This window comes from Vibrio sp. MMH1-50 (genome assembly GCF_022347645.1).
Classification (GTDB): Bacteria; Pseudomonadota; Gammaproteobacteria; order Enterobacterales; family Vibrionaceae; genus Vibrio; species Vibrio harveyi.
This window is the reverse complement of the sequence record NZ_JAKRGG010000001.1, coordinates 228,695-253,103: the sequence shown is the minus strand read 5'-3', so window position 1 is coordinate 253,103 and position 24,409 is coordinate 228,695. Positions and strand designations below refer to the sequence as shown.

Annotated in this window: 18 protein-coding genes; 8 read left to right on the top strand and 10 right to left on the bottom strand. The window is 44.2% G+C overall.

Features of this window, described 5'->3' with window-relative positions; genetic code table 11:
• Positions 1 to 66 precede the first annotated feature (66 nt).
• A complete protein-coding gene (locus MHO32_RS01220; RefSeq protein ID WP_005450450.1) occupies positions 67 to 828 on the bottom strand; it encodes a DeoR/GlpR family DNA-binding transcription regulator in 762 nt (253 codons plus the stop codon).
• Between the two features lie 432 nt (positions 829 to 1,260).
• Between MHO32_RS01220 and pykF the strand changes: the two genes are divergently transcribed.
• Together pykF and MHO32_RS01210 are read left to right on the top strand one after the other, a co-directional pair.
• Positions 1,261 to 2,673 carry a pyruvate kinase PykF gene (gene pykF / locus MHO32_RS01215; protein WP_005450451.1) on the top strand — a complete coding sequence of 471 codons (1,413 nt, stop codon included), beginning with the start codon at positions 1,261 to 1,263 and terminating at the stop codon, positions 2,671 to 2,673.
• 151 nt (positions 2,674 to 2,824) lie between these two features.
• Positions 2,825 to 3,502, top strand: coding sequence for a GntR family transcriptional regulator (locus MHO32_RS01210; protein ID WP_017190055.1), 678 nt, complete (start codon positions 2,825 to 2,827; stop codon positions 3,500 to 3,502).
• A 92-nt stretch (positions 3,503 to 3,594) separates the two neighbouring features.
• Here the strand turns inward: MHO32_RS01210 and MHO32_RS01205 are convergent, their stop codons facing one another.
• From MHO32_RS01205 to MHO32_RS01170, 8 genes are all read right to left on the bottom strand, one after another.
• Complete coding sequence (locus MHO32_RS01205; protein WP_239210528.1) at positions 3,595 to 5,475, bottom strand: sensor domain-containing diguanylate cyclase; 1,881 nt, start codon at positions 5,473 to 5,475, stop codon at positions 3,595 to 3,597.
• Between the two features lie 112 nt (positions 5,476 to 5,587).
• Positions 5,588 to 6,082 (bottom strand): acetolactate synthase small subunit, encoded by a 495-nt coding sequence (gene ilvN, locus MHO32_RS01200; protein WP_005450454.1) that lies wholly within the window; start codon positions 6,080 to 6,082, stop codon positions 5,588 to 5,590.
• Position 6,083: 1 nt separating this feature from the next.
• The gene (locus MHO32_RS01195; protein ID WP_005450455.1) at positions 6,084 to 7,808 is read right to left on the bottom strand and encodes an acetolactate synthase 3 large subunit; all 1,725 of its coding nucleotides are present in this window, start codon (positions 7,806 to 7,808) and stop codon (positions 6,084 to 6,086) included.
• A 449-nt stretch (positions 7,809 to 8,257) separates the two neighbouring features.
• Positions 8,258 to 10,066 carry an AMP-dependent synthetase/ligase gene (locus MHO32_RS01190; protein WP_038897768.1) on the bottom strand — a complete coding sequence of 603 codons (1,809 nt, stop codon included), beginning with the start codon at positions 10,064 to 10,066 and terminating at the stop codon, positions 8,258 to 8,260.
• A gap of 299 nt (positions 10,067 to 10,365) precedes the next feature.
• Entirely contained in the window at positions 10,366 to 11,325 is a 960-nt protein-coding gene (calR, locus tag MHO32_RS01185) for a LysR family transcriptional regulator CalR (RefSeq protein ID WP_005430441.1), read from the bottom strand.
• A gap of 532 nt (positions 11,326 to 11,857) precedes the next feature.
• The gene (locus tag MHO32_RS01180) at positions 11,858 to 12,904 is read right to left on the bottom strand and encodes an MJ1255/VC2487 family glycosyltransferase (protein WP_047512564.1); all 1,047 of its coding nucleotides are present in this window, start codon (positions 12,902 to 12,904) and stop codon (positions 11,858 to 11,860) included.
• A gap of 3 nt (positions 12,905 to 12,907) precedes the next feature.
• A complete protein-coding gene (locus MHO32_RS01175; RefSeq protein ID WP_005450458.1) occupies positions 12,908 to 13,456 on the bottom strand; it encodes a phosphatase PAP2 family protein in 549 nt (182 codons plus the stop codon).
• Between the two features lie 216 nt (positions 13,457 to 13,672).
• Positions 13,673 to 14,461 carry an SH3 domain-containing protein gene (locus MHO32_RS01170; protein ID WP_038897765.1) on the bottom strand — a complete coding sequence of 263 codons (789 nt, stop codon included), beginning with the start codon at positions 14,459 to 14,461 and terminating at the stop codon, positions 13,673 to 13,675.
• 534 nt (positions 14,462 to 14,995) lie between these two features.
• Between MHO32_RS01170 and leuA the strand changes: the two genes are divergently transcribed.
• From leuA to MHO32_RS01145, 5 genes are all read left to right on the top strand, one after another.
• On the top strand, positions 14,996 to 16,543 hold the full coding sequence (gene leuA / locus MHO32_RS01165; protein WP_005450461.1) for a 2-isopropylmalate synthase: 1,548 nt from the start codon (positions 14,996 to 14,998) through the stop codon (positions 16,541 to 16,543).
• 89 nt (positions 16,544 to 16,632) lie between these two features.
• Positions 16,633 to 17,724 carry a 3-isopropylmalate dehydrogenase gene (gene leuB / locus MHO32_RS01160; protein ID WP_114320410.1) on the top strand — a complete coding sequence of 364 codons (1,092 nt, stop codon included), beginning with the start codon at positions 16,633 to 16,635 and terminating at the stop codon, positions 17,722 to 17,724.
• Positions 17,725 to 17,835: 111 nt separating this feature from the next.
• The gene (gene leuC, locus MHO32_RS01155; protein WP_005450463.1) at positions 17,836 to 19,254 is read left to right on the top strand and encodes a 3-isopropylmalate dehydratase large subunit; all 1,419 of its coding nucleotides are present in this window, start codon (positions 17,836 to 17,838) and stop codon (positions 19,252 to 19,254) included.
• Positions 19,255 to 19,264: 10 nt separating this feature from the next.
• Positions 19,265 to 19,867 (top strand): 3-isopropylmalate dehydratase small subunit, encoded by a 603-nt coding sequence (gene leuD, locus MHO32_RS01150; RefSeq protein WP_005450464.1) that lies wholly within the window; start codon positions 19,265 to 19,267, stop codon positions 19,865 to 19,867.
• A gap of 133 nt (positions 19,868 to 20,000) precedes the next feature.
• Positions 20,001 to 20,783 (top strand): DUF547 domain-containing protein, encoded by a 783-nt coding sequence (locus tag MHO32_RS01145; RefSeq protein ID WP_009698849.1) that lies wholly within the window; start codon positions 20,001 to 20,003, stop codon positions 20,781 to 20,783.
• A gap of 136 nt (positions 20,784 to 20,919) precedes the next feature.
• On the opposite strand, the gene djlA is transcribed toward MHO32_RS01145, so the two are convergent.
• Positions 20,920 to 21,780 carry a co-chaperone DjlA gene (gene djlA / locus MHO32_RS01140; RefSeq protein ID WP_009698850.1) on the bottom strand — a complete coding sequence of 287 codons (861 nt, stop codon included), beginning with the start codon at positions 21,778 to 21,780 and terminating at the stop codon, positions 20,920 to 20,922.
• Between the two features lie 269 nt (positions 21,781 to 22,049).
• Between djlA and lptD the strand changes: the two genes are divergently transcribed.
• Positions 22,050 to 24,395 (top strand): LPS assembly protein LptD, encoded by a 2,346-nt coding sequence (gene lptD / locus MHO32_RS01135; protein ID WP_005450467.1) that lies wholly within the window; start codon positions 22,050 to 22,052, stop codon positions 24,393 to 24,395.
• Positions 24,396 to 24,409: the final 14 nt, after the last annotated feature.

Genomic DNA, 24,409 nt, shown 5'->3' with positions numbered 1-24,409 from the left:
TAGAGGCAGCAAGCAAAGGCCTTTATCCAGAGGGAAGTGAAATATGAAACTGTTTACTTAGTTAGATTAGGCGCAAATGACTTTTACGCCATGTTGTTCAATCTGTGCTTTGTGTTCTGGCTGTAACTCTGCGTCGGTAACCAATACATCAATTTGGTCCCAAGCCAACTCTAAGTTCGGAATTTTGCGTCCGACTTTTTCAGACTCGATCATGACAATGACTTCACGAGAGACTTCTGCCATGACTTTGCTTAAGCCAACCAATTCATTGAACGTTGTGGTTCCGCGCTCTAAATCGATACCATCAGCACCGATAAACAGCTGGTCAAAGTCGTAAGCTCTTAGTACAGATTCGGCTACTTTGCCTTGGAAGGATTCTGAGTGCGTATCCCAAGTTCCACCTGTCATTAACAGGGTTGGTTCGCTCTCTAATTCGTTAAGTGCATTTGCGACATGCAACGAGTTGGTCATTACAACCAAACCACGTTTGTCGTTTAATTGCTGAATCAATGCCGCTGTTGTGCTGCCACTGTCGATCACAATTCGGTTATGATCACGAATCAGTGATGCCGCCGCTTTTGCTAGACTTAACTTTCGACTCGAAACAATTGGACTCAATTCTTCATGAATAACTTCGGTTGGAATCGAAATCGCACCACCGTAACGGCGCAAAAGTTGTCCATTTTTCTCTAAAGAAGCTAAGTCCTTTCTAATCGTGACTTCTGAGGTTTCAAATTTCTGCGCCAGTTCATCAACGCTGACTTCCCCAAGCTCATTTACTAGGTTAGAAATGGCGTGTCTTCTTAGTTGAGTGTTTCGTTTCGACATTTATGTTTTAATTTTAAGTTTCGGTTTGAAATTTATTATAGTCAAAACGAAACTTTTAAGTCCATTTATTTCGATCCAAAAAATTAATATTTCTCGATAAAACCTTGTCCTAAGACAATTCTTAAACAGTGATATTGGATTCATTCGGTGGTAGAATTCGCCACCGAAAAGAAAAAAAATTACAGAATTGAAGGTTATTTTTTTGCAACTTTCTGCATATAAAGTGGGATTAGTCACAAAAAGGTAACCAAAATCGCCGATCTTTTAGTCATAAAATGACTAAACTTGGTGAAAGACTTACAGAATCTGAAGTTCCAATAATGCGGCGGAAAATCGGTGGGTGACAGGCACTAAATGTCATCAAAACGCCCTAACTTCAGAGTAAACAACCGACTTTCAAATTGTAACTATACTTACCGGAGAGTATCTTCCATGAAAAAGACCAAAATCGTTTGTACGATTGGCCCTAAAACTGAATCTGTAGAGAAGCTAACTGAACTAGTAAACGCTGGCATGAACGTTATGCGTCTTAACTTCTCTCACGGTGACTACGCAGAGCACGGCACTCGTATCGCGAACTTCCGCCAAGTAATGGAAGCTACAGGCAAACAACTTGCAATCCTTCTAGACACTAAAGGTCCAGAAATCCGCACTATCAAACTAGAAGACGGCAACGACGTTGATCTAGTAGCTGGTCAAGAATTCACTTTCACAACTGACATCTCAGTTGTAGGTAACAAAGACAAAGTTGCAGTAACTTACGCTGGTTTTGCTAACGACCTAAACGTTGGTAACACTATCCTAGTAGACGACGGTCTAATCGAAATGGAAGTGCTTGCAACTTCTGAAACTGAAGTTAAGTGTAAAGTTCTTAACAACGGTGCTCTAGGCGAAAACAAAGGTGTTAACCTTCCAGGCGTTTCTGTAAACCTACCTGCACTATCTGAAAAAGATAAGAACGACCTTAAATTCGGTTGTGAGCAAGGTGTTGATTTCGTAGCTGCTTCTTTCATCCGTAAAGCTTCTGACGTTCAAGAAATCCGTGAAGTACTTGCTGCAAACGGCGGCGAGAACATCCACATCATCTCTAAGATCGAAAACCAAGAAGGTGTTGATAACTTCGACGAGATCCTAGAGCTTTCTGACGGCATCATGGTTGCTCGTGGTGACCTAGGTGTTGAAATCCCAGCTGAAGAAGTAATCTTCGCTCAGAAGATGATGATCGAGAAGTGTAACCGTGCACGTAAGATGGTTATCACTGCAACTCAAATGCTTGATTCTATGATCAACAACCCACGTCCTACTCGTGCGGAAGCTGGCGACGTTGCTAACGCGGTAATGGACGGTACTGACGCAGTTATGCTTTCTGGTGAAACTGCTAAAGGTAAGTACCCAGTTGAAGCGGTAACTATCATGGCTCAAATCGCGAACCGTACTGATTCAGCTCTAAAAGCTGAGCTAGGTTCTCGTCTAGACAGCCCACGTCTTCGCATCACTGAAGCAGTATGTAAAGGCGCGGTAGACACAGCTGAAAAACTAGCTGCTCCACTTATCGTTGTTGCAACTGAAGGTGGTAAGTCTGCACGTTCAGTACGTAAGTACTTCCCAACTGCAAACATCCTAGCACTAACGACTAACACTAAGACTGCTGCACAGCTAGTTCTAACTAAAGGTGTTACTCCAGTAGTTGTTGAGTCTATCCAAAGCACTGACGCGTTCTACGTAGCAGGTAAAGAACTTGCTCTAGAATCAGGTCTAGGTAACAAAGGCGATATCGTTGTTATGGTTTCTGGTGCTCTAGTAGCTTCAGGCACAACGAACACAGCTTCTGTACACGTTCTATAAGACTGAAGAATTCAATCATCAGTTCAATAAAAAAGAGGGCTTCGGCCCTCTTTTTTTATATATTTAATCTTGCCCTCATAATCAGTACGCTGTATTATCAATCACAACCGAACTACGTACTGTTTAGTTGTCGTCACGATAATAAAATTTCATGAGGTTGCTTGTGTCCAGTCCTACTCTTACCGACAAAGTTTCGAAAATGATCTGTCAGGACATCCTGACGGGTGAATTAAAGCCAGGTCAAAAGCTTGTGGTTGCTGACCTGAAAGAGAAATACAACGTTGGTGCATCACCTATCCGCGAAGCACTTGTGCAACTGTCTTGGAGCAAGTATGTAAAGCTTGAGCCACAAAAAGGCTGTTGGGTTGCGCCTGTGTGCAAAAAAGAATTGAACGACCTATACGAAAGCCTTCGTGTGGTTTCTTCTGTACTGCTTAAGAAAGCAATCTTGGCGGGTGATGAAAGCTGGGAATTGGACGTGCTAACGTCATACCATAAGCTATCTCGTCTGAACTTTGACGAAACATTCTGTTGGAAAGAGTGGGAAGAGCGCCACCATCAGTTCCACGTCTCTTTGCTGGAAGGTGCTGATTCAAAGAACATGTTTGAGTTCTTCAGTGATCTGATCAACCAAATCAAACGCTACCGCTACTTTGCGATGCAAACATTGAACTCTGAGCAAGATGCTCTGTTCAACATTGATGAACATGAGATGATCATGAAGCTTGTTCTTGCGAAGAACAGCGAAGAAGCAATGACACTGCTTGATAAGCATTTATTGAGCTCAATGCAGCGTATTGAAACCGTACTAGAGCTAGAAACGGCTTAATCATATCGTCGCCCAATAGATAGCAAAAAATCGGGGTTATCCCGATTTTTTTATTTGCTAGAGAAGCCAATTACTGCTTTTTCTCATCGCCTCTAAGCAATGTCATCAAAACTGTGACAAATCGACACTCGGTTCCGCCCTGCACTTTTTGACTCGTACAGGGCAATATCGGCACATTTGTAACTGCGAGTTCTATCCGCAGTCACATCGCTGTAACCCACACTTACGGTCACTGAACGGTCACTACTTAGCTCTACTGCAACACGCAAGCGATTCAAAACCACTTCCGCCTCTTGCGTAGTAGTGTGCGGCATGATCACCGCGAACTCCTCTCCGCCAACTCGAGCCACGAAGTCGGTGCTTCTCACCCCACGAAGTAAAGTTTCAGCCACAGTACAAATGACTTTGTCGCCTTCATCATGCCCCAGTTCATCGTTAATACGCTTGAAATGGTCGATATCAAATAAGGCTAAACAAGTCGTTGGTGTATTCGGATAGCGTTCAACCAAGTTGGTATATTGTGCAAGCTGCTCTTCAAATTTACGGCGGTTCCAAAGGCTGGTTAAACCATCTTTCTCACTTAAGTTGCGCAGCTTTTCTTCTAGCTCTTTACGCTCCGAAATATCCACCAGTGAAGTGATGTAATAACTGACCTTACCAGACTTTGCCATAATGGCTTGAATACGCATAATGGCAGTAAATACATGATTAAGTTTAGTACGACAACGCACCTCACCTTCCCATACTTGCTCAACACCCAGTTGATTCCAAATCGCCAGAATATTTTCAATGTCTTCGGGGATAAAAATCAGATTGTGGGCATTCCAGCCTCGTAAGCGAGAATTCGAATAACCCATCATGTGTTCGAACTCTTGGTTAACCATCATAATTCGGTGTGAAGTATCCGAAATCATCACTGCGGTCATGCCATCCAGTGCCGCTCGAGCCAGCTTGGACTCAATGCTATGGCGACGATAGTGCAGTGCTAAAGTTGTTATCGGGAGCGCGAAAACCAGCATCAAGCTTAAAACAAAGAGAGCTTCTTGCAATAAGTCATCAATGTCTCGATCAGCTCGCTCTAAGAGCTGTTCTTGCGAAAGATCGATAATTAAATGAAGAGACTCCCCCGGCACAAAGTTAATCGTATTAAAGATCACCAGATGGTTACCATCGTATTCGTAACCCATCTTTTCTGCCCCCATGTTCTGCCAAACTTTGGGGTGAAGCAAACCAAAGTTGAATCGAGAGCGAGCAGGAATAATATCGCCATACAGCTTGTCATTATGAGAGCTCGCAACGTAGTAGCCCGCTTGGTTGATAAGCTCGATGTTAAAATCTCTTACAGGTGAGTAATTTAAACGTGACGACAAATATTGAACGTTGATGTTCAGTACCAGATAGCCTTCGCGCGTGCCATCCATCGCAACAGGCATCATGATACGAATCGATGGACTGTACGGATAAACGAGCTCACTATTTTCTCGTTCTAACTCTATCCCCCAAGAGCCGATCTGGTCATTGCTAAGATTCTGAGCGAATTGGAAATAAGCTCGCTCGGACTTATCTTGCAAAACCTGAGCTGGCGCAGCAATGCCCGTTTTGAAGTCGTAATTAATCCGTACGTTCTCTTGCCCTTCAAGGTTTAGGAAACGTATCTGCCGATACCATTTTTGGTTAACGGCGACTGAGCTCCACACCTCTTGTAAAATGGCGAGATTTTTGTCGCTAGGATCACGCAAATAATCGTAAAGGCTTTGGCTATGACCGAGTAGATCACTGATGGAAGAGATTTGATCTTGAACGTTGTTATATTCTCGCTCGGAATACGCGAGTTGATGAAGAGCTTCTTTAGCGGTGCTCTTGACGTTATCCGCTAACAGCGTTTGATATTTCTGATAGTAGTAAATTGAGATGAGCGCGCTAAAAAATAGCGTCGTCGCCAACAAAGCGCTGACTAACTTCCTGACTTTCACGCGTTCTACTACTCACATTGATTACGAAAGCAGCAATTATATCACTGTTTATTATTTTCTAAACAAAAAGCCATCGAACAACGATGGCTTTTCTTAAATGCATCAGATTTCATTAAGGCTTGAGGCAACGTTCCCCGCGAGCAATGCCTACGACACCACTTCGAGCCACTTCGACCACTTCCGTAACTTCCGAAATCGCTTGGATGAAAGCGTCCAGTTTCTCACTGGTACCCGCAAGTTGCACCGTATATTGAGAAGCCGTGACATCAACAATCTGACCACGGAAAATATCCGCGGTACGCTTCACTTCAGCACGAGCAAAACCACTCGCTTTCACCTTGACCATCATCAGTTCGCGCTCGATGTGGTCAAATTCCGTGACTTCTTGCACTTTGAGCACATCGATCAGCTTATGCAATTGCTTCTGAATCTGCTCCAACTGCATTTCATCAGAGTTAGTCGTGATATTTAGACGCGACAGTGTTTCGTCATCAGTTGGTGATACGTTCAATGATTCAATGTTGTAACCACGCTGAGAAAACAAACCGACAACGCGAGACAAAGCACCTGGCTGGTTTTCCATTAACAAAGAAATAATGTGTCTCATATTAAGTACGCTCCGTTTTGCTTAGCCACATCTTGTCCATACCCTCGCCTTTGATCTGCATTGGGTAAACGTGTTCGGTTTCATCTACGTTGATGTCGACAAACACCAAACGATCTTTCATGTCGAGCGCCTTTTGGAGACCCGCTTCTAGCTGATCTGGCGTTTCGATACGAATACCGACGTGACCATAAGCTTCTGCAATCGCTGCAAAATCAGGAACAGAACTCATGTACGAGTTAGAGTGACGACCTTGATAAATAATGTCTTGCCATTGTTTTACCATGCCTAGGAAACGGTTATTCAAGTTAATGATTTTTACAGGGATGTCGTATTGCATGGCCGTCGACAACTCCTGAATATTCATTTGGATACTGCCATCACCAGTCACAACCACCACTTCTTCTTCTGGCATGGCGAATTTCACACCCATACCAGCAGGTAGACCGAAGCCCATTGTGCCGAGGCCACCCGAGTTAATCCAACGGCGTGGTTTATTAAATGGATAGTAAAGCGCCGCAAACATCTGGTGCTGTCCTACATCAGACGCAACGTAAGCGTCTCCCTTGGTTAGCTTGTGCAGTGTTTCGATAACTTGTTGCGGCTTAATGCGCTCAGGAGATGTCTCATACGCCAAGCAGTTGCGATCTCGCCATACTTGAATGTCTTCCCACCACTGACCTATCGCTTCTTGATCGTTGTTATTGCCCTGCTCGTTGAGCAGACCAACCATGGTCGCTAATACTTTTTCAGCAGAACCTACGATAGGCAAATCAACTTTCACATTTTTCGAGATAGAAGATGGGTCAATATCAATGTGCATCACTTTAGCATTCGGACAATACTTCTCTAGATTATTGGTCGTACGGTCATCAAAACGTACCCCAATACCAAAGATAAGATCCGCTTCATGCATCGCCATGTTAGCTTCGTAAGTACCGTGCATACCTAGCATACCAAGCGAGTTTTTATGTGTACCCGGGAAGGCACCTAACCCCATTAGTGTGCTTACAACAGGAAGGTTTAACTGCTCCGATAGCGTTTGAATATGCTCATGCGCACCGGAAATTACCGCCCCACCACCGATGTACAGTACTGGTTTCTTCGCTTCAACAAGCGACTTCAACGCTTTTTTGATCTGACCTTTGTGACCAGACGTCGTTGGCTTATATGAACGCATCGAAATGCTTTCTGGGTACTCGTAAGGAAGCTTGATTTGCGGGTTCAAAATATCTTTCGGCAAATCAATCACAACCGGTCCAGGTCGACCTGTTGTCGAGATGTAGAACGCTTTTTTGATCGTTTCAGGAATGTCTTCCGCTTTCTTAACGAGGAAGCTGTGTTTCACAACAGGGCGTGAAACACCCACAATGTCACACTCTTGGAAGGCATCATTACCAATCAGGTTGTTTGGTACGTTACCTGAGATAACAATCATTGGAATTGAATCCATGTATGCAGTCGCAATACCTGTGATGGTATTGGTTGCACCAGGACCAGAACATACCAGTACGACTCCGGGCTTGCCCGTCGCTCGCGCATAGCCATCTGCCATATGGGTAGCGGCTTGTTCGTGTCTTACTAGTACGTGTTTGATTTGATCGGTTTTGGCGTGCAGTGCGTCGTAGATATCTAAAACGGACCCACCAGGGTAACCAAAGATTTGCTCTACGCTCTCTTCAATCAGAGATTGCACAACCATCTCTGCGCCTGACAACATTGCTGTCATAATTTGCTCTCCTTACCAGTTTTCCTCACCGTAAGGCCAACGGTTTGGTCTGGTTTTACATAGTCTAGGTCTTATTCGTAGCCTAATAGAAATACTTCCACTTTTTCAGCTATGTCTTACGTCTGTCATAACAAAACGCAAGGTAACACAACAAATGTAACGTTTTATTATCAACGGGTCTAATGAGAGTTGAATCAAATTTTAAACAAGATGCTATAAATCAGAACAAAGGCAGGGTTTGACGCTAACTAAGTAGCGCAAAATAGAATCAAGATAAGAAACCAAAAGAAAATAAAGTGAATAATTTCACTAGAAATGGCAACTTTCAGCGAAACTTCCTTCATAAGTCACAACTAAAAGTGTGAAAGACGGTCATAAAAAATCCCCAGCAGCACAATATCAGGCAACTGGGGACATTTTCATCAATCTGAAATCTAAGTTAGCTTAAGTTACTTTTTATCAGACTTTTCAGTGTACATTTCTTCGATTTCATCTTGGTATTTGTCGTTAATGACTTTACGACGAAGTTTTTGTGTTGGGGTCAACTCACCATCATCCATCGAGAATGCTTTAGGTAAAAGTTTGAATTTCTTAACTTGTTCAAACTTAGCCAGTTCTTTCTGCAGGTCATTAACACGCTTCTCAAGCATCTCAACAATCTGATGATGTTTGATCAATTCAACACGATCGTGGTACTTGATATTTAGTTCTTTCGCATACTCTTCAAGTGAGTCGTAACACGGAACAATCAGAGCCGATACAAATTTACGTGTATCTGCGATGACAGCAATCTGCTCAATGAAGTGGTCTTTACCGATTGCACCTTCTACGACTTGAGGTGCAATGTACTTACCGTTTGAAGTCTTCATCAGTTCTTTGATGCGGTCAGTAATGAACAAGTTGCCATTTTCATCAATGTAGCCTGCATCGCCAGTCTTCAAGAAGCCATGTTCGTCAAACGTCTTCTCAGTTTCCTCTGGCATTTTGTAGTAGCCACGCATCACCATTGGACCGCGCACTAAAATTTCGTTGTTTTCACCAATCTTAACTTGAGCGCCTGGCATTGCCATACCGATAGAGCTCGGATCAAAGCATTGATCATCCCAACAAGATACGGTTGCCGTGGTTTCTGTCATACCGTAGCCAAGCTTAACATTGATGCCAATTGCGTGGAAAAAACGCCCAATGGTTTCATCTAGCTTCGCGCCACCACATGGCATGAAATTAATGCGTCCACCCAATAATGCACGTAGCTTGCTCAACACTAGTTTGTCTGCCAAAGCATAAGATTTACGTAGCATCAGTGATGGCTTGCGGTTTTCTTGATGACAAGCAGCCATCTTCGCACCCATGTTGACCGCCCAAGTAAACATAATTTTGCGATGGAATGGTGCACGTGACACTTTCTCGTGGATCGCAGAGAAGATCTTCTCATAAAAACGAGGAACCGCACTCATCACGGTTGGGCGTACTTCACTCAGGGCATCACGTACTTGCATGGTGTCTTGCAGGTAGCAGTTGGTACCACCTTTATAAAGCACATAGAATGTCCATGCACGCTCAAACACGTGTGATAATGGCAAGAAACACAGCGATACGTCGTCTTCAGTTAAACTCAAGCGCTCATCATGACCTTCAAGTTGAGCAGAGATGTTCGCGTAATCTAGCATTACACCTTTCGGTTGACCTGTGGTACCAGAGGTGTAAATCAGGGTCAGTAGATCTTCTTCTTGCGCATGTTCTAAACGAGTTTCTAGCTCAGCTTGGTGACTAACGTCGCCCTGAGCAACGAAGTCTTTCCATGTCATGGCAAATGCATGATCGCCTAGGTCAATATCATCTGACATCGCAACGATCAGTTCTAGCTGCTTACATTCATCGAAAATGCTAACCGCGGCATCAAACTGTGGCTGCTCACCAACGAACAACACTTTGACGTCTGCGTTATCAATGATGTAAGCCGATTGAGCTGCGGTGTTAGTTGGATAGATAGGTACGGTAACGCCACGCAATTGAAGTGCTGCAAAATCAGCAATGGTCCATTGCGGCATGTTATTTGAAAAAATACCGATCTTATCTTGAACGCCCAATCCCTGAGCCAAAAGCGCAAGTGACAAAGCATCTACTTGCTGACCAAACTGCTCCCAAGTAATACCTTGCCATGTGTCGCCGACTTTATGTTTAAGCGCAACACGAGTACTACCCTTCGCAATTTGTTCACGAATACGTTTTACGATATGAAAATCTAACTTGGCCATTCTTTACATTACCTTTTGGCTTACAGGCGTAAGCTATTTGAGCGCACAAGTGTAACCTCGACGCTTAAAAACGCAACTGACCATTATCAAACTTATCATTATTAAGAGACGACTATCACTAATGAGAGCATAGCAGGTCTTTAACTGCTGAAGGTTTAATCAACTTAAGTCGCTGTTTCGACTATTAAATAGCGGACATAAAAAGCCCCTGAGAGACGGCGTTCTCTCAGGGGCAAGGAATTGTAAAAATTGATGATTACAAGTCCAGTCTGACCAGTTGATCAGGCTAAAAATTCAGCTTATTTAAGCGCAACAACTTCACCACAAGTGATCATAAGTTGGTCACGTAACCAGATGTGGCCTTTGTCCTTCTCACTTGATTCGTGCCAGCTTAGGTAACCACTGATTTCCTTGTTTTCAAATGGGAAATCTAGGATTTGCAACTGGTCGCTGTTCACTGCATTCTCAGCCATCCAGCGAGGAGCGATAGTCACAAGCTCAGATTGGCTTACTACGTATAGCAGGTTGCTTAGGCTTGAACCTTCATAAGCGGCTTGGCAATCAAGTTCGCGGTACGCTTGCTCAGAGAAGCTACGTTGACCATGTACACGTGATAGCTTCGCGTGTTTCTCGTTGATCAGTTGCTCAGCAGATACACCACCTTGGATGCGAGGGTGCGTCTTAGAAGCAATAACCACTAGCTCATCTTTAAAGATTTCAGTGCTTGAGAAGCCTTGATCATCAAAACGTGCGTAGTCAATTACGAAGTCGATTTCTTGGTAGCGCATACGCTCAGATAGAAGGCGATCAAATTCCGCATCTAGGTGTAGCTGTACGCTTGGTGCTTGCTCGTTAATGTTAGCCATGATTCTCGGTGCGAAACGCATATCACATGGGCTACAAATCGCCAGTTTAAATAGACGAGTTGAAGACTCAGGTTGGAAAACTGAGCTTGGAAGTTCGTTACGAATAAGCTGTAGTGCTTGGCGGATAGGACCAAACAGTTGACGAGCACGCTGAGTTGGCTGAATACCACGACCCTGACGCATGAATAGCTCATCATTAAACATTACTTTTAGGCGAGCAACCGCATTACTTACTGCTGGTTGTGACATGCCAAGGTTATGTGCTGCACGAGTAATATTTTGCTCTTGCATCACTGCATCAAATACGGTCAATAGGTTTAAATCTACACCACGCAATGTGCTTTCCATACGGTAGCTAGCAATTGCGCTCATCGCGTCTTTTTTATCTAACATGGAGTGCGCCTCTTATGTAATCGTCAACTTGGTTCAATGAATTCTTAACGAATAGAATCTCTTTGCACACAAACGACCGTGGCTGGATTCAAATCATTTTTTAAGGAATAGAAAACCGAATTTGTATTATATTTATCGTCCAGATATTTCCGGCTCGAACCGTACTATCAACTAATCAATCAAGGTTTCGCAACTAGATTGATATTTAATCATTAAATTTTAGCCAATTAGTTATTTATTCCATATTTATCATATCGTTAAGAAAAACATAAAAAAGTATAAAACGCCTAAATCAGAGGTTTCTTACAACCTATTTAGCACGTTAATGACAATCTACAGGGATCATACAACCCATTTGCCCTGCTTATTGTTTGCATTTGAGTTCAAAAACCAGCATCAATAGTTAAGTTCACAAAACATGCAAATCAGTTAAAGAGTCAGCAAAATGACCGTGAATAGAAATGATATAGAAGGCATAAAAATGCAGCCAATCAGCGCGTGAATGACTGCAACTTAGAAGATAAATCAGACGTTAAATATTCGATACGTAACTCGGAAAATCGACTTGTTCCCATAGTTGTTCAGAGAGTTTTTCAGGTGCATCCCAGACACCTTGTAATACCCAGTTGGCGATCGCTTTTGCAACATCAGGATACTTCACGCTTTCTGCTTGTTGTTCTTTCAACCACTGACGTACCGTCGAAATATCAAGGTTTTCCATCGAAGATGCTAGCCCTAAGTCTTCCAATGTTGCGACGTTACTTTGCTGTTCAAATTGCCCAGAAAGCGGTTTAAGTAATAGCTTCTTGCCAAGAGAAAGGGCTTCCGATGGCAGTTCAAAACCACCATTGGCAATCACTCCACTACAACGTTGCAAATGAGATTGAAAGTTAGTGTGACACAGAGGTCTTAGTTCAATATTTTCCACTTGCTCACACTCAATCACGTTCGGGTGATAACAGACAAAAGACTGTTGATTAAAATGGAACAACAAATCGCTGATGTCTTCTATTGATTCAAACGGAAGATAGACGAGAACAAAGTCATCATTACCACTCGTTTGCTCAAGCGTATGAACGATAGGTGGTAAGATCGGCTGATCAAAGTGATACCAATGCAAACCTAGGTGGTGTTGCGAAGGAGCAAAATGCTCTATGACGGATTTATCCAACCAACTCGCCCCCTTAAGAGGTACTGGGTAGCGGAATGCATTTTGATGACTGATACCAATACAAGGTTTGTTCTGCTTACGAGCAGCCCAAGCCGAGACGGGTTCGAAATCATTGATCACCAGATCATAAGAAGACAAATCCAGCTGATTTACTTCTTGGATAAACTGAACCAAGTTATTGCGTAATGCCGTTTTAGCATAGCTGACGGCACCTTTCTCTGTCACAAAGGTAAAGCCACGCCGAGTTTGATAGTTTCCAAAAGACTCCATTGAAAAGTACTTTTCTGGTTCGCGTCCAGAGAAAAGAAAATCAACCTGCACGTCGTGAGTTTGAAAAGCTTTACTCATGGCTCTTGCGCGGGCGATGTGACCATTTCCTGTGCCTTGAACACCATACAGAATTTTCATCCATTAACCTCCAATGAGCCCAATTGCCAAAGAACCACATAGGCTCCCCAACAAAGCACCAATGATAATGTCAGTAAAAAAGTGCACGCCAAGCAGAATACGTGATGTCCCAATCAAGGCTGCCCAAGTGAAAGCAAATATGCCTAAGTCTGGATAAAAATGATGAATGAGCGTCGCCATCAAAAAGCCCGCCGCAGTATGACCTGAAGGTAAGCTGTAACGGTCAGAGGGAGTAATAAAGGCAGGAAGCAACGCGCTCAATTCCTCAGGACGACGGCGCTTAAAGCTGTTTTTCAACACCCAGTAAATGGGTAATTCGATGGCAAATGCGGTTAACCCGGTAATCAAGAACCAATGACCATGTTGCTTATCAAGTAGCCAAGCTAACAACCCTAACACCACATAGAGGTGTCCATCCCCACTATGAGAAACTCCTTTACTGATATTCGCGACTTGCTGATTAAATCGATGTTGTAAACACACACTGGAGAACGCCAAATCAAATTTAGCAATGCTTGCCATTGGCTGGCTAATTGTCTCTAAAGCTCGCATGTAACATTCCTTTACTTTGACCTTTACATGAAAACTAGGCGTGTAAGGTGACAACTACATGACGAGAATTTGGATAATTAATGACACGTTATCATTTGCAGCAGGGCAGAAAAAACGGCGGGAGTTAAGATTAGCACTAAGCTCGGTAATCGTTACGTTGATCAACCGAGCTCATAAGTACGAAGATATTCACCCAGAAGGTCTGAGCATAAAAGATCAAGACTGATTGGAAGCAGAGACTGGTGCATCGATGTACCAGATCTTTCTTTGTTTACGACATGCTCTAAGCGAGCCGGTGGTCATGTGACCATCTTTCGTGAGCTCATAGCTCAAATCACGGCAAGTATAGCTACCGAACAATTCGTTTTTCCCTTGTTCGCTTGGCTCAACATTATGCTTTAATAGTGGATTAGGCTTGATCGACAAAATGTCTCGGTTGACGACATTACTACGAGCGTAGTCTTTGTGTACGTAACCTCTAATCACACCTTTTTGTTCGACCAACAACCATGGTTCGCCTTCCACTTTAGCAAGAGCATTAAAGACCTCACCTTTGGTTAGCTCTCCCAGCTTCTCCCCTTTTAAGCTCGGTTTTGCTCGCAAATTAAGAGTGGTCTTTGAGCGATATGAAACATCCATAAATTCAAGTGTATTTGACGTATCTACTCCCTCTACAATAGGACGACTTACTTCTGCTTCCTTCCATTGATTTGGCTGGACACGGATCTTCCACCAAGAGTAAGTGTCTGGATCTTTACCTTTAAACTTGTCACGGTTATCCGACTCTAACGCCACCAGCATTTGATTTAGAAAGGATTCACGTCCATCTTCACTCAAGTATTCATCCATTTGGTGGTTGATCATCAAGACACTATGAGCATGATCGCTCGCCACCACTGAAGAGGTGACCTCTGTCGGTTGCCCAAATTGAAGTAACTGACACCCAGATAAAGAAACCAGAGCTAGAGCCAGCGCAGAACGTCCAAGTTGTTTCGCTAAATCCATTAATCCCTAACCTATTTGCCTCAAAAATTCGGTAGATACAACCGTTCTACTATAAATCGCTCTGCTGAATTTATGCCAACCAATTGCCTCCTTTGTGTGATAGCTCGCAAAGCATGCAGTATCAAAACAATGAGAAGAAGATGGTGAGCGTGATCTTAGTCGCGGCAATAATTGTTGTAGCACAAACATCTCCCCTTTCTTCACATTGAAGACGTCCATCATTGATAGAAGATTAATTCACCTACTGATCCGATATGAATAAAAAATCAACTTTAGGGTTGACGTGCTCCATTGAGTGCGGTACTAATTTGTTAACTTAATTTTGTGGAATGCTTAACAACTATGTCAGCACGTTTTTCTATCCTGCTTAGCCTCCTCCTGATCGTGACCAGTTCGCGCGGGTAGGCTGTGGAAGAAAAATAACCACACCAATTTCTTAGAAACCCGCATGCAAATGCGGGTTTTTTTATATCTAAATACCGGAAGTAAACGATTAACTTGCGCGAAAGTGCAAAAATCATGAAGGAAGCAAACATGAACGATCAGGTCATTATATTCGACACCACATTGCGTGATGGCGAACAAGCGTTGTCAGCAAGCTTGACGGTTAAAGAAAAACTGCAGATTGCCTATGCGCTTGAAAGGCTGGGCGTTGATGTTATCGAAGCGGGTTTTCCTGTCTCTTCACCAGGTGATTTCGAGTCCGTACAAACCATCGCAAAACACATAAAAAATAGCCGAGTTTGTGCCCTTTCGCGTGCCGTTGCGAAAGACATCGATGCCGCCGCTGAAGCACTAAAAGTCGCTGATGCTTTCCGAATTCACACCTTCATCTCCACTTCGACTGTTCACGTTCAGGACAAACTTCGCCGCAGCTACGACGATGTGGTTGAAATGGGTGTTAAAGCAGTAAAACACGCACGCAATTACACCGACGACGTCGAGTTTTCTTGTGAAGACGCAGGGCGCACTCCAATCGACAACCTATGCCGCATGGTTGAAGCCGCTATCGATGCGGGCGCAAGCACCATCAACATTCCAGACACCGTTGGCTACACAGTACCAAGTGAGTTTGGTGGCATCATTGAAACCCTATTCAACCGCGTACCCAACATCGACAAAGCCATCATCTCTGTGCACTGCCACGATGACTTAGGTATGTCAGTCGCAAACTCTATCGCAGCCGTCCAAGCAGGGGCGCGACAAGTAGAAGGCACCATTAACGGTATCGGTGAGCGTGCAGGTAACTGTTCTTTAGAAGAAATCGCGATGATCCTAAAAACACGCCAAGAATTCATGGGTGTGCATACCGGTCTAAAACACGACGAAATCCACCGCACCAGCAAGTTGGTTAGTCAGCTATGTAACATGCCAATTCAGAGCAATAAAGCGATCGTTGGTGCCAACGCATTCAGCCACTCTTCAGGCATTCACCAAGATGGGATGCTAAAGAACAAAAACACTTACGAGATCATGACGCCTGAATCGATCGGTCTTAAAAACCAAGCTCTGAACCTAACCAGCCGCAGTGGTCGTGCAGCCGTGAAAAGCCACATGGATTCAATGGGCTACAAAGAAGAAGAATACAACTTAGATGCGTTGTACGAGGACTTCTTGAAGCTTGCCGACCGTAAGGGTCAAGTATTTGATTACGATCTAGAAGCCCTAATGCACTTCTCAAACTTGCGTGAAGAAGATGATTTCTACAAGTTGAACTACCTAAGTGTGCAATCAGGCAGCGTAATGGCGACTACCAGCATCAAGATGCAATGTGGTGATGAGGAAACGTGTGAGGCTGCAGTCGGCAATGGTCCGGTTGATGCGCTATACCAATGTATCTACCGCGTGACAGGTTACGACATCGTTCTAGACAAGTTCGACCTCACGGCAAAAGGTGAAGGTGAAGATGGTCTTGGTCAAGCAGACATTATCGCCAACTACAAAGGTCGTAAGTACCACGGTACCGGCGTTTCTACCGATATCGTAGAAGCATCTGGTCAAGCGCTATTACACGTCATCAACAGCATTCATCGTGCCGATAAGATTGAAGAGATGAAGCAAAAGAAGATCGCGACAGTTTAATGTGATTCATTGGGGTCTGATTCACATCTCAGACTCCAACCAAATTCGTTTAGATAAGCTCAAAAATTTAGAAATATTAAAGGATTAACATGACAGACAAATCATACAAAATTGCCGTTTTACCTGGCGACGGTATCGGCCCAGAAGTGATGGCGCAAGCGCATAAAGTGTTGGATGCAATCGAAAAGAAACACGGTATTGCATTTGAACGTGACGAGCATGATGTTGGTGGTATTGCGATCGACAATCACGGCTGCCCACTTCCAGAAAGTACAGTCAAAGCGTGTGAAGAGTCTGATGCCGTCCTATTCGGTTCAGTAGGCGGACCAAAGTGGGAGCACTTACCACCAAATGACCAACCTGAACGTGGTGCCCTACTTCCGCTACGTAAACACTTCCAATTATTCTGTAATCTTCGTCCAGCACAGATCCATTCTGGTCTAGAAGCCTTCTCACCACTTCGTGCAGACATCTCAGGTCGTGGTTTTGACATCGTGGTAGTACGTGAATTAACTGGTGGTATCTACTTCGGTCAACCGAAAGGTCGTGAAGGTGAAGGCGCAACAGAAAAAGCATTTGATACCGAGGTTTACCACCGCTTTGAGATCGAACGTATCGCAAAAATTGCGTTTGAATCTGCACGTCTACGCCGTAAGAAGGTGTGTTCAATCGATAAAGCGAACGTTCTGCAAAGCTCAATCCTATGGCGTGAAGTGGTAGAAGAAATCGCAAAAGATTACCCAGATGTCGAGCTGTCACACATGTACATTGATAACGCAACAATGCAGTTGATTAAAGACCCAGCTCAGTTTGACGTAATGCTTTGTTCAAACATCTTCGGCGACATCATTTCTGATGAGTGTGCAATGATCACTGGCTCAATGGGTATGCTGCCTTCAGCAAGCCTAAACGAAAGTAAATTTGGTCTGTACGAGCCAGCAGGTGGCAGTGCACCCGATATCGCAGGTAAGAATATTGCTAACCCTGTGGCGCAAATCCTATCAGCAGCACTGATGCTGCGTTACAGCCTAGGTGAAGAAACTGCGGCGCAAGACATTGAAGCCGCAGTATCAAAAGCACTTTCAGCTGGGGAGCTAACGGGCGATCTTGCTGGTGACAACCCTGCGCTTACAACATCTGAGATGGGCGATAAGATCGCTGAGTACATCTCAAACTCATAATACAGAACAGATTCATAATAAATACTAAATCCTCTATCCACCAATGACTTACCTCTCAGTCATTGGTGCTAAAACAAAGCGACAAGGATAACGAGGAAAGGAAGCAAACCAATGGGCAAAACACTATACGAAAAAGTCTACGACGCACACGTTGCCGTCGCAGCAGAAGGGGAAAACCCAATCTTGTACATCGACCGTCATTTGGTACACGAAGTGACGTCTCCGCAGGCATTTGACGGCTTGCGTGAAAAAGGTCGTAAAGTGCGTCAGGTCAGCAAAACTTTTGCGACTATGGACCACAACGTTTCCACGACGACAAAAGACATCAATGCTTCCGGCGAGATGGCCCGTATCCAGATGGAAACGCTATCGAAAAACTGTGAAGAATTTGGCGTTACGCTTTACGACATTAACCACAAATACCAAGGCATTGTGCATGTAATGGGACCAGAACTTGGCATTACGCTACCGGGTATGACCATTGTTTGTGGTGACTCACATACCGCAACTCACGGTGCATTTGGTTCACTTGCATTTGGTATCGGTACTTCAGAAGTGGAGCACGTGCTAGCAACTCAAACGCTAAAACAAGCACGTGCAAAAACGATGAAAATCGAAGTGAAAGGCAAAGTAGCTCCGGGCATCACTGCTAAAGACATCGTACTTGCCATTATTGGTGAGACCACAGCTGCTGGCGGTACAGGTTATGTCGTCGAGTTCTGTGGAGAAGCCATCACTGATCTTTCCATGGAAGGTCGTATGACGGTATGTAACATGGCGATTGAGCTAGGCGCAAAAGCAGGCTTGATTGCACCAGATGAAACCACATTCGATTACATTAAAGGTCGTAAGTTCTCGCCACAGGGTGCTGAATTTGATGCGGCAGTGGAATACTGGAAAACCTTAAAAACGGATGATGATGCTCAGTTTGATGCCGTAGTAACGCTGAACGGTGCAGACATCAAGCCACAAGTCACCTGGGGCACAAACCCAGGTCAAGTAATCGCTGTAGACCAGCCAATCCCAACACCAGAGAGCTTTGCAGATCCAGTAGAAAAAGCCTCTGCTGAAAAAGCGTTGGCTTACATGGGACTTGAAGCTGGTAAGTCGTTATCAGATTACAACGTCGATAAAGTCTTTGTTGGTTCTTGTACTAACTCACGAATCGAAGACATGCGTGCAGCAGCAGAAGTAGCGAAAGGTCGTAAAGTCGCAGAGCATGTTCAAGCTCTTATCGTTCCGGGCTCAGAACAAGTAAAAGCCCAAGCTGAAGCGGAAGGCTTGGACGTTATCTTTAAAGAGGCAGGATTTGAATGGCGTCTACCGGGTTGCTCAATGTGTCTGGCCATGAACAACGACCGCTTGGGTCCCCATGAGCGTTGTGCGTCAACATCAAACCGTAACTTTGAAGGTCGCCAAGGTCGTGATGGTCGCACCCACTTGGTTAGCCCTGCTATGGCAGCGGCAGCGGCAATCGCTGGTCACTTTGTTGATATTCGCGAATTGACTTCTTTTGAGAACCAGGACTAGGAGAGAACAGATGTCAGGTTTTAAACAACACACAGGCTTAGTTGTTCCTCTAGATGCAGCGAACGTAGATACCGATGCCATTATTCCTAAGCAGTTCCTACAAAAGGTATCTCGTCTAGGTTTTGGTAAACACTTGTTCCATGACTGGCGTTTCTTAGATGATGCTGGCGAACAGCCAAATCCAGAGTTCGTGATGAACGCTCCGCGCTACCAAGGCGCTTCTATCTTGCTAGCACGAGAAAACTTCGGTTGTGGATCTTCTCGTGAGCACGCCCCTTGGGCATTAGCCGATTACGGCATCAAAGCGATGATTGCACCTAGCTTTGCCGATATTTTTTACGGTAACTCCATCAACAACCAGATGGTACCTGTTCGCCTTACAGAACAAGAAGTGGATGAAATATTCCAATTTGTTGAGGCTAACGAAGGTGCTGAAGTGGAAGTGGACTTAGAAGCTAATGTCGTTCGTGCTAACGGCAAAGAATATGGTTTTGAAATCGACACCTTCCGTCGTCATTGCTTACTGAACGGTTTAGACAATATCGGTCTGACCCTTCAACACGAAGATAAGATTGCTGAATACGAAGCGAAAATTCCAAGCTTCTTAAGCTAATTCAAATCGAGATTGAAACAAATACAAGGTTGGCTTATGCCAGCCTTTTTTCTTTTATTTTCATTACCTCAGAAAGAAACTACTTCTTCTACAGGTCTACACTATCAACAAGGTTTAACCCAAAGGTTCAATTATGAAGCGTCTATTATTGATATTGTGTGCCCTCGTCTCTTTCTCCGCTTTTTCTGCGCCGAAATCCGATTTGTGGCCGTATTGGAAGCAATCGAATCAAGCCAGCAAAACACAAATTTCTCATCAAGAATGGCAACAACTATTAGACCGCTATTTGGTTGAGCAGGATGAAAACACGTTATTTCGCTATAACCAAGTTTCAGCAACGGATAAAGCGAAGTTAAAACAGTACATCCAACGCTTAGCCAAACTCGATCCCCTACAATACAATCAAGCAGAGCAATACGCGTATTGGGTTAACCTTTATAACGCCATCACCGTTGACCTAATTTTGGATAACTACCCTGTTAAATCCATTACGAAACTAGGCGGGCTATTTAGCTTTGGACCTTGGGGAGACGAAGTTGTGGTGGTGAATGGTAAAGATTTGACTTTAAACGACATTGAACATCGTATTTTGCGTCCAATTTGGCAAGATCCGAGAACACACTATGCAGTGAATTGTGCAAGCTTGGGATGTCCAAATTTACAAACTCAAGCATTCACCGCTGAAAACACGCAAGCGCTACTCGACTCTGCAGCCAAAACATTTATTAACAGTAGTAAAGGTGTATCAATTAAAGGTAATTCAGCGCAGCTTTCTTCCATTTATGACTGGTTTGCTGAAGATTTTGGTGGTGAGGAACAAGTATTTAATCACATTGCTCAATATGCTCCGCAATACCAAGGCTTTTCTGGAAAAGTAAAATACGAATACGATTGGAATTTAAATCAAGCCAATTGATGGGGGCTGGTAGGTCTATGCGCTTTTGGATCATGCTAACCCGAAAGCTCGAAACCATCACCAAACCAAAGACCAGACAGAAACTAAAAAAGGGCACTAGGTGCCCTTTTTATTGAGATTTGATAAGAATACGCGCTTATTTAAAGCCCTTCACCTTTTTGATCAGATCGTACGCGTTTTGAATTTCCTGCGACTTTTCTTTCGCAACGTTCATCATCTCTGGTGGTAGGCCTTTTGCCATCAATTTATCTGGGTGATGCTCGTTCATCAATTTACGGTAAGCGCGCTTAACGGTTTTACCGTCTGCATCTGAAGACACATCCAGAATTTTATAGGCATCGGCCAACTGGTCTGCTTGTGACGCTTGCTGCCACCCTGCACCTGAAGATTGATACTGACCTTGCTGCTGACCATGGAAGCCACCTTGGCTTTGGAAACGGAAAGCCGCTTCTTGCATATTGAGACGTCGCTCTAGCTGTTCGGAAGAGAAACCAAGACCACGAGCAATTTTATGTAGAACACTGCGCTCACTCGGGTGAATAGAACCATCGGCAAATGCGGCAGAAATTTGTAACTCTAAAAAGAATTGCAGCAAATCAAAGCGACCGGCTGAAGAGATCTTCACTCGGACCAATACTTCTTCCAGCGGAAAGTCGCTCTCTTTACCTTCTCTGAATGCATCTTGGGCAGCACGGCGTTGCTCACCATGAAGGCTCATGCGGTCCATCATCGTTGAAGCAAGTTGAATCTCTTCTTTCGTTACCTGCCCTTTGGCTTTAGCCACATGTCCCATTACTGCGAATGCTGCTTTAAAAAATTCTTCCTGACGTTGAGCTTGGCTTGGACCTTTACCAAAACCGCCAGTAGAAAACCCCGCTTGACTCAAACGACGTGCTTTATCGAATTGGTGACCGATAAATAGACCAAACAATAAACCGAATGGACCTCCGAGTAACAAGCCAAAAAAGGCACCCAATATTTTGCCAAAAATATGCATTATGTGTTCTCTATCAATGAATTTTTATCGACGACGGCGGTCTTATAGTGCCGGACGCAACGATTTCCTTTATGATAATGGAATTAGTTTTTTTACGGTCAGGCTATTTCGCCTGCTTATCTTTGCAGCTATTTTATATCGGCATTATGCCACAGCGAGTCCATGCTCTGGGATAATTGCAAACTATAGTTGATTCATTTGGCTATAAAGCTAGGGTACAACAAGCCCTATAGCCATCGAGTAGTAGTGACACAGGAAAGTTCAATTCAATGCAACATTTCTCCCGCACATTTTTAGCGGCCTCTATCAGCACCGCCTTGTTTGTACCCACCACTCAAGCTGAAGCGAATATCAATGATAGTGTGCAGGAAATGCCCATCACAGATCAATGTTTGGTCGAGACAAGTGGTGAGGAGGACGCGCTAAATTCCCCAGTCGTAGTACAAGCTGATAGTCTTCAGGCGATCAATGGCGACAAAGCCCAATACTCCGGCAACGTAGAAGTGACGCAAGGACCAAAGAAGATTACTGCGGATAGCGTGACACTTCATCAACAAGACAATGTAGTGGTAGCGGAAGGTAACGTAACCTTCAATGACGGTAAGGTGAAGGCGCGCTCTGATCGTGTCACCAACGACATCAACCGAGATACCTTCTCGCTAGAAAATACCGACTACCAATTCCTTTGCCAGCAAGGTCGAGGTACCGCAGCGTATATCGCACGTACGGGTCAATCCGTTTATGAGCTGGAAGACGGCTCTATCACATCATGCCCTCAAGGCGATAACTCTTGGCGATTAGTCGCATCAGGTATTGATGTCGACCAAGATGAAGAAACCGCTACACTGCACCACCCTCGTTTTGAAGTATTGGACGTTCCCGTTTTTTACGTACCGTACTTAACAATGCCAATTGGTGATACGCGTAAGACAGGTTTCCTATTCCCTTCTCTGTCGTATGGCTCCAACGATGGTATGGAAGTTGAGATTCCATTCTATTGGAACATCGCGCCTGAGTACGACATGACGATCACTCCGTTATACATGCAGAAGCGTGGTAACAAGCTCGACGCTGATTTTCGTTACCTAACCGATGGTTGGGGACAAGGTGAAATCAAAGGCGAGTACATGAACAGCGACAAGAAGTACAACGACGAGTCGCGTTGGGGTTACCAGTTCAAACATGAAGGCATCATCAACAAACAATGGTTAGTCAACTTAGACTACTCCAAAGTCAGCGATATTGATTACTTCCGAGATCTCAGCTCTGATATTGGTAACCGAGAAGATGGTCAGTTGCTTCAAGAAGGTGAAGTACAATACCGTTCGAATTTCTGGGATGCATCACTGCGAGTTCGTGATTTCCAAATCCTACTTCAAGACGAGAACCAACCATACCGTCTGCTGCCTCAGTTGGATTTGAACTACTACACACCACTCATGGGCAATTACGTTAACTTTGACGTGAAGAGCCAAATCAGCCGCTTTGATACTGATGATACAGCTAAGCCCGATGCAACTCGTGTTCACGTAGAGCCTGGTCTTACTATCCCGCTTTCGAACTCTTGGGCGACATGGACTACAGAAGCTCGTGTCCTATCGACATACTACTCTCAAGACTTAACAGGGCTAACAGATACTAATTTACGCAACCAGCTTGATGAAAACGTATCACGCGTCATTCCAGAGTTCCGTACGCATGCACGTATGTATCTAGAGCGTGACACTAGCTGGATTGAAGGCTACACACAAACGCTAGAGCCTCAGTTGCAGTACTTGTATGTCCCTGAAGAAGATCAGACGAACATCTACAACTACGATACCACCTTGCTGCAAACTGACTACTATGGTCTATTCCGCAGCCGTAAATACAGTGGCATTGATAAGATCGCATCAGCAAACCAGTTGAGTTACGGTGCAAGTACTCGATTCTTTGATGATGACTATAAAGAGCGCCTCAATATCTCGTTTGGTCAGATCTACTACTTCGATAAGAAAACCAAGATCAGTAACAGTCCTAGCGTGCCAGATGAGACCTCAAACTACTCATCTTGGGCAATTGAAACAGACTTCAACTACAACGATTACCTGTTCTACCACGGCGGTATTCAATACGACATTGATTTGAGCGCAATGCAGCTTGCTAACAGCACGCTGGAATACCAATTCAATGGTGGTTTTGTTCAAGGTAACTACCGTTACGTCACTCGAGAATACATCGAAGATACGATCATTCTCGAAAACCTAGATACGATCACTCGTAAGGGGATTTCACAAGCGGGTATTGTAGCGGCTTACGAGTTCAACCCAAGCTGGTCTGCAAGTGGTCAGTACTACTATGACCTGAATGAAAACATTGATATGGAATGGTTGGCGAGCGTGCGCTACCAATCTGACTGTTGGTACTTTGGTTTGACATATTCCAACCAACTGCTTGGCTGGGATGAAAAAGCCATCGGCAGTGCTGGCGCATCACCAAAATACGAAAACAACATCAGCGTGAACTTTGGTATTCAAGGTTTTGCAACCAACCAACGAGCTGATACTGCGGCGAAAGAGCTTGATGGCTCAGACAACGCAATCAAATACGGTCGTCCATTCTATTTGAACAATTAATCAAATTAGGCGTC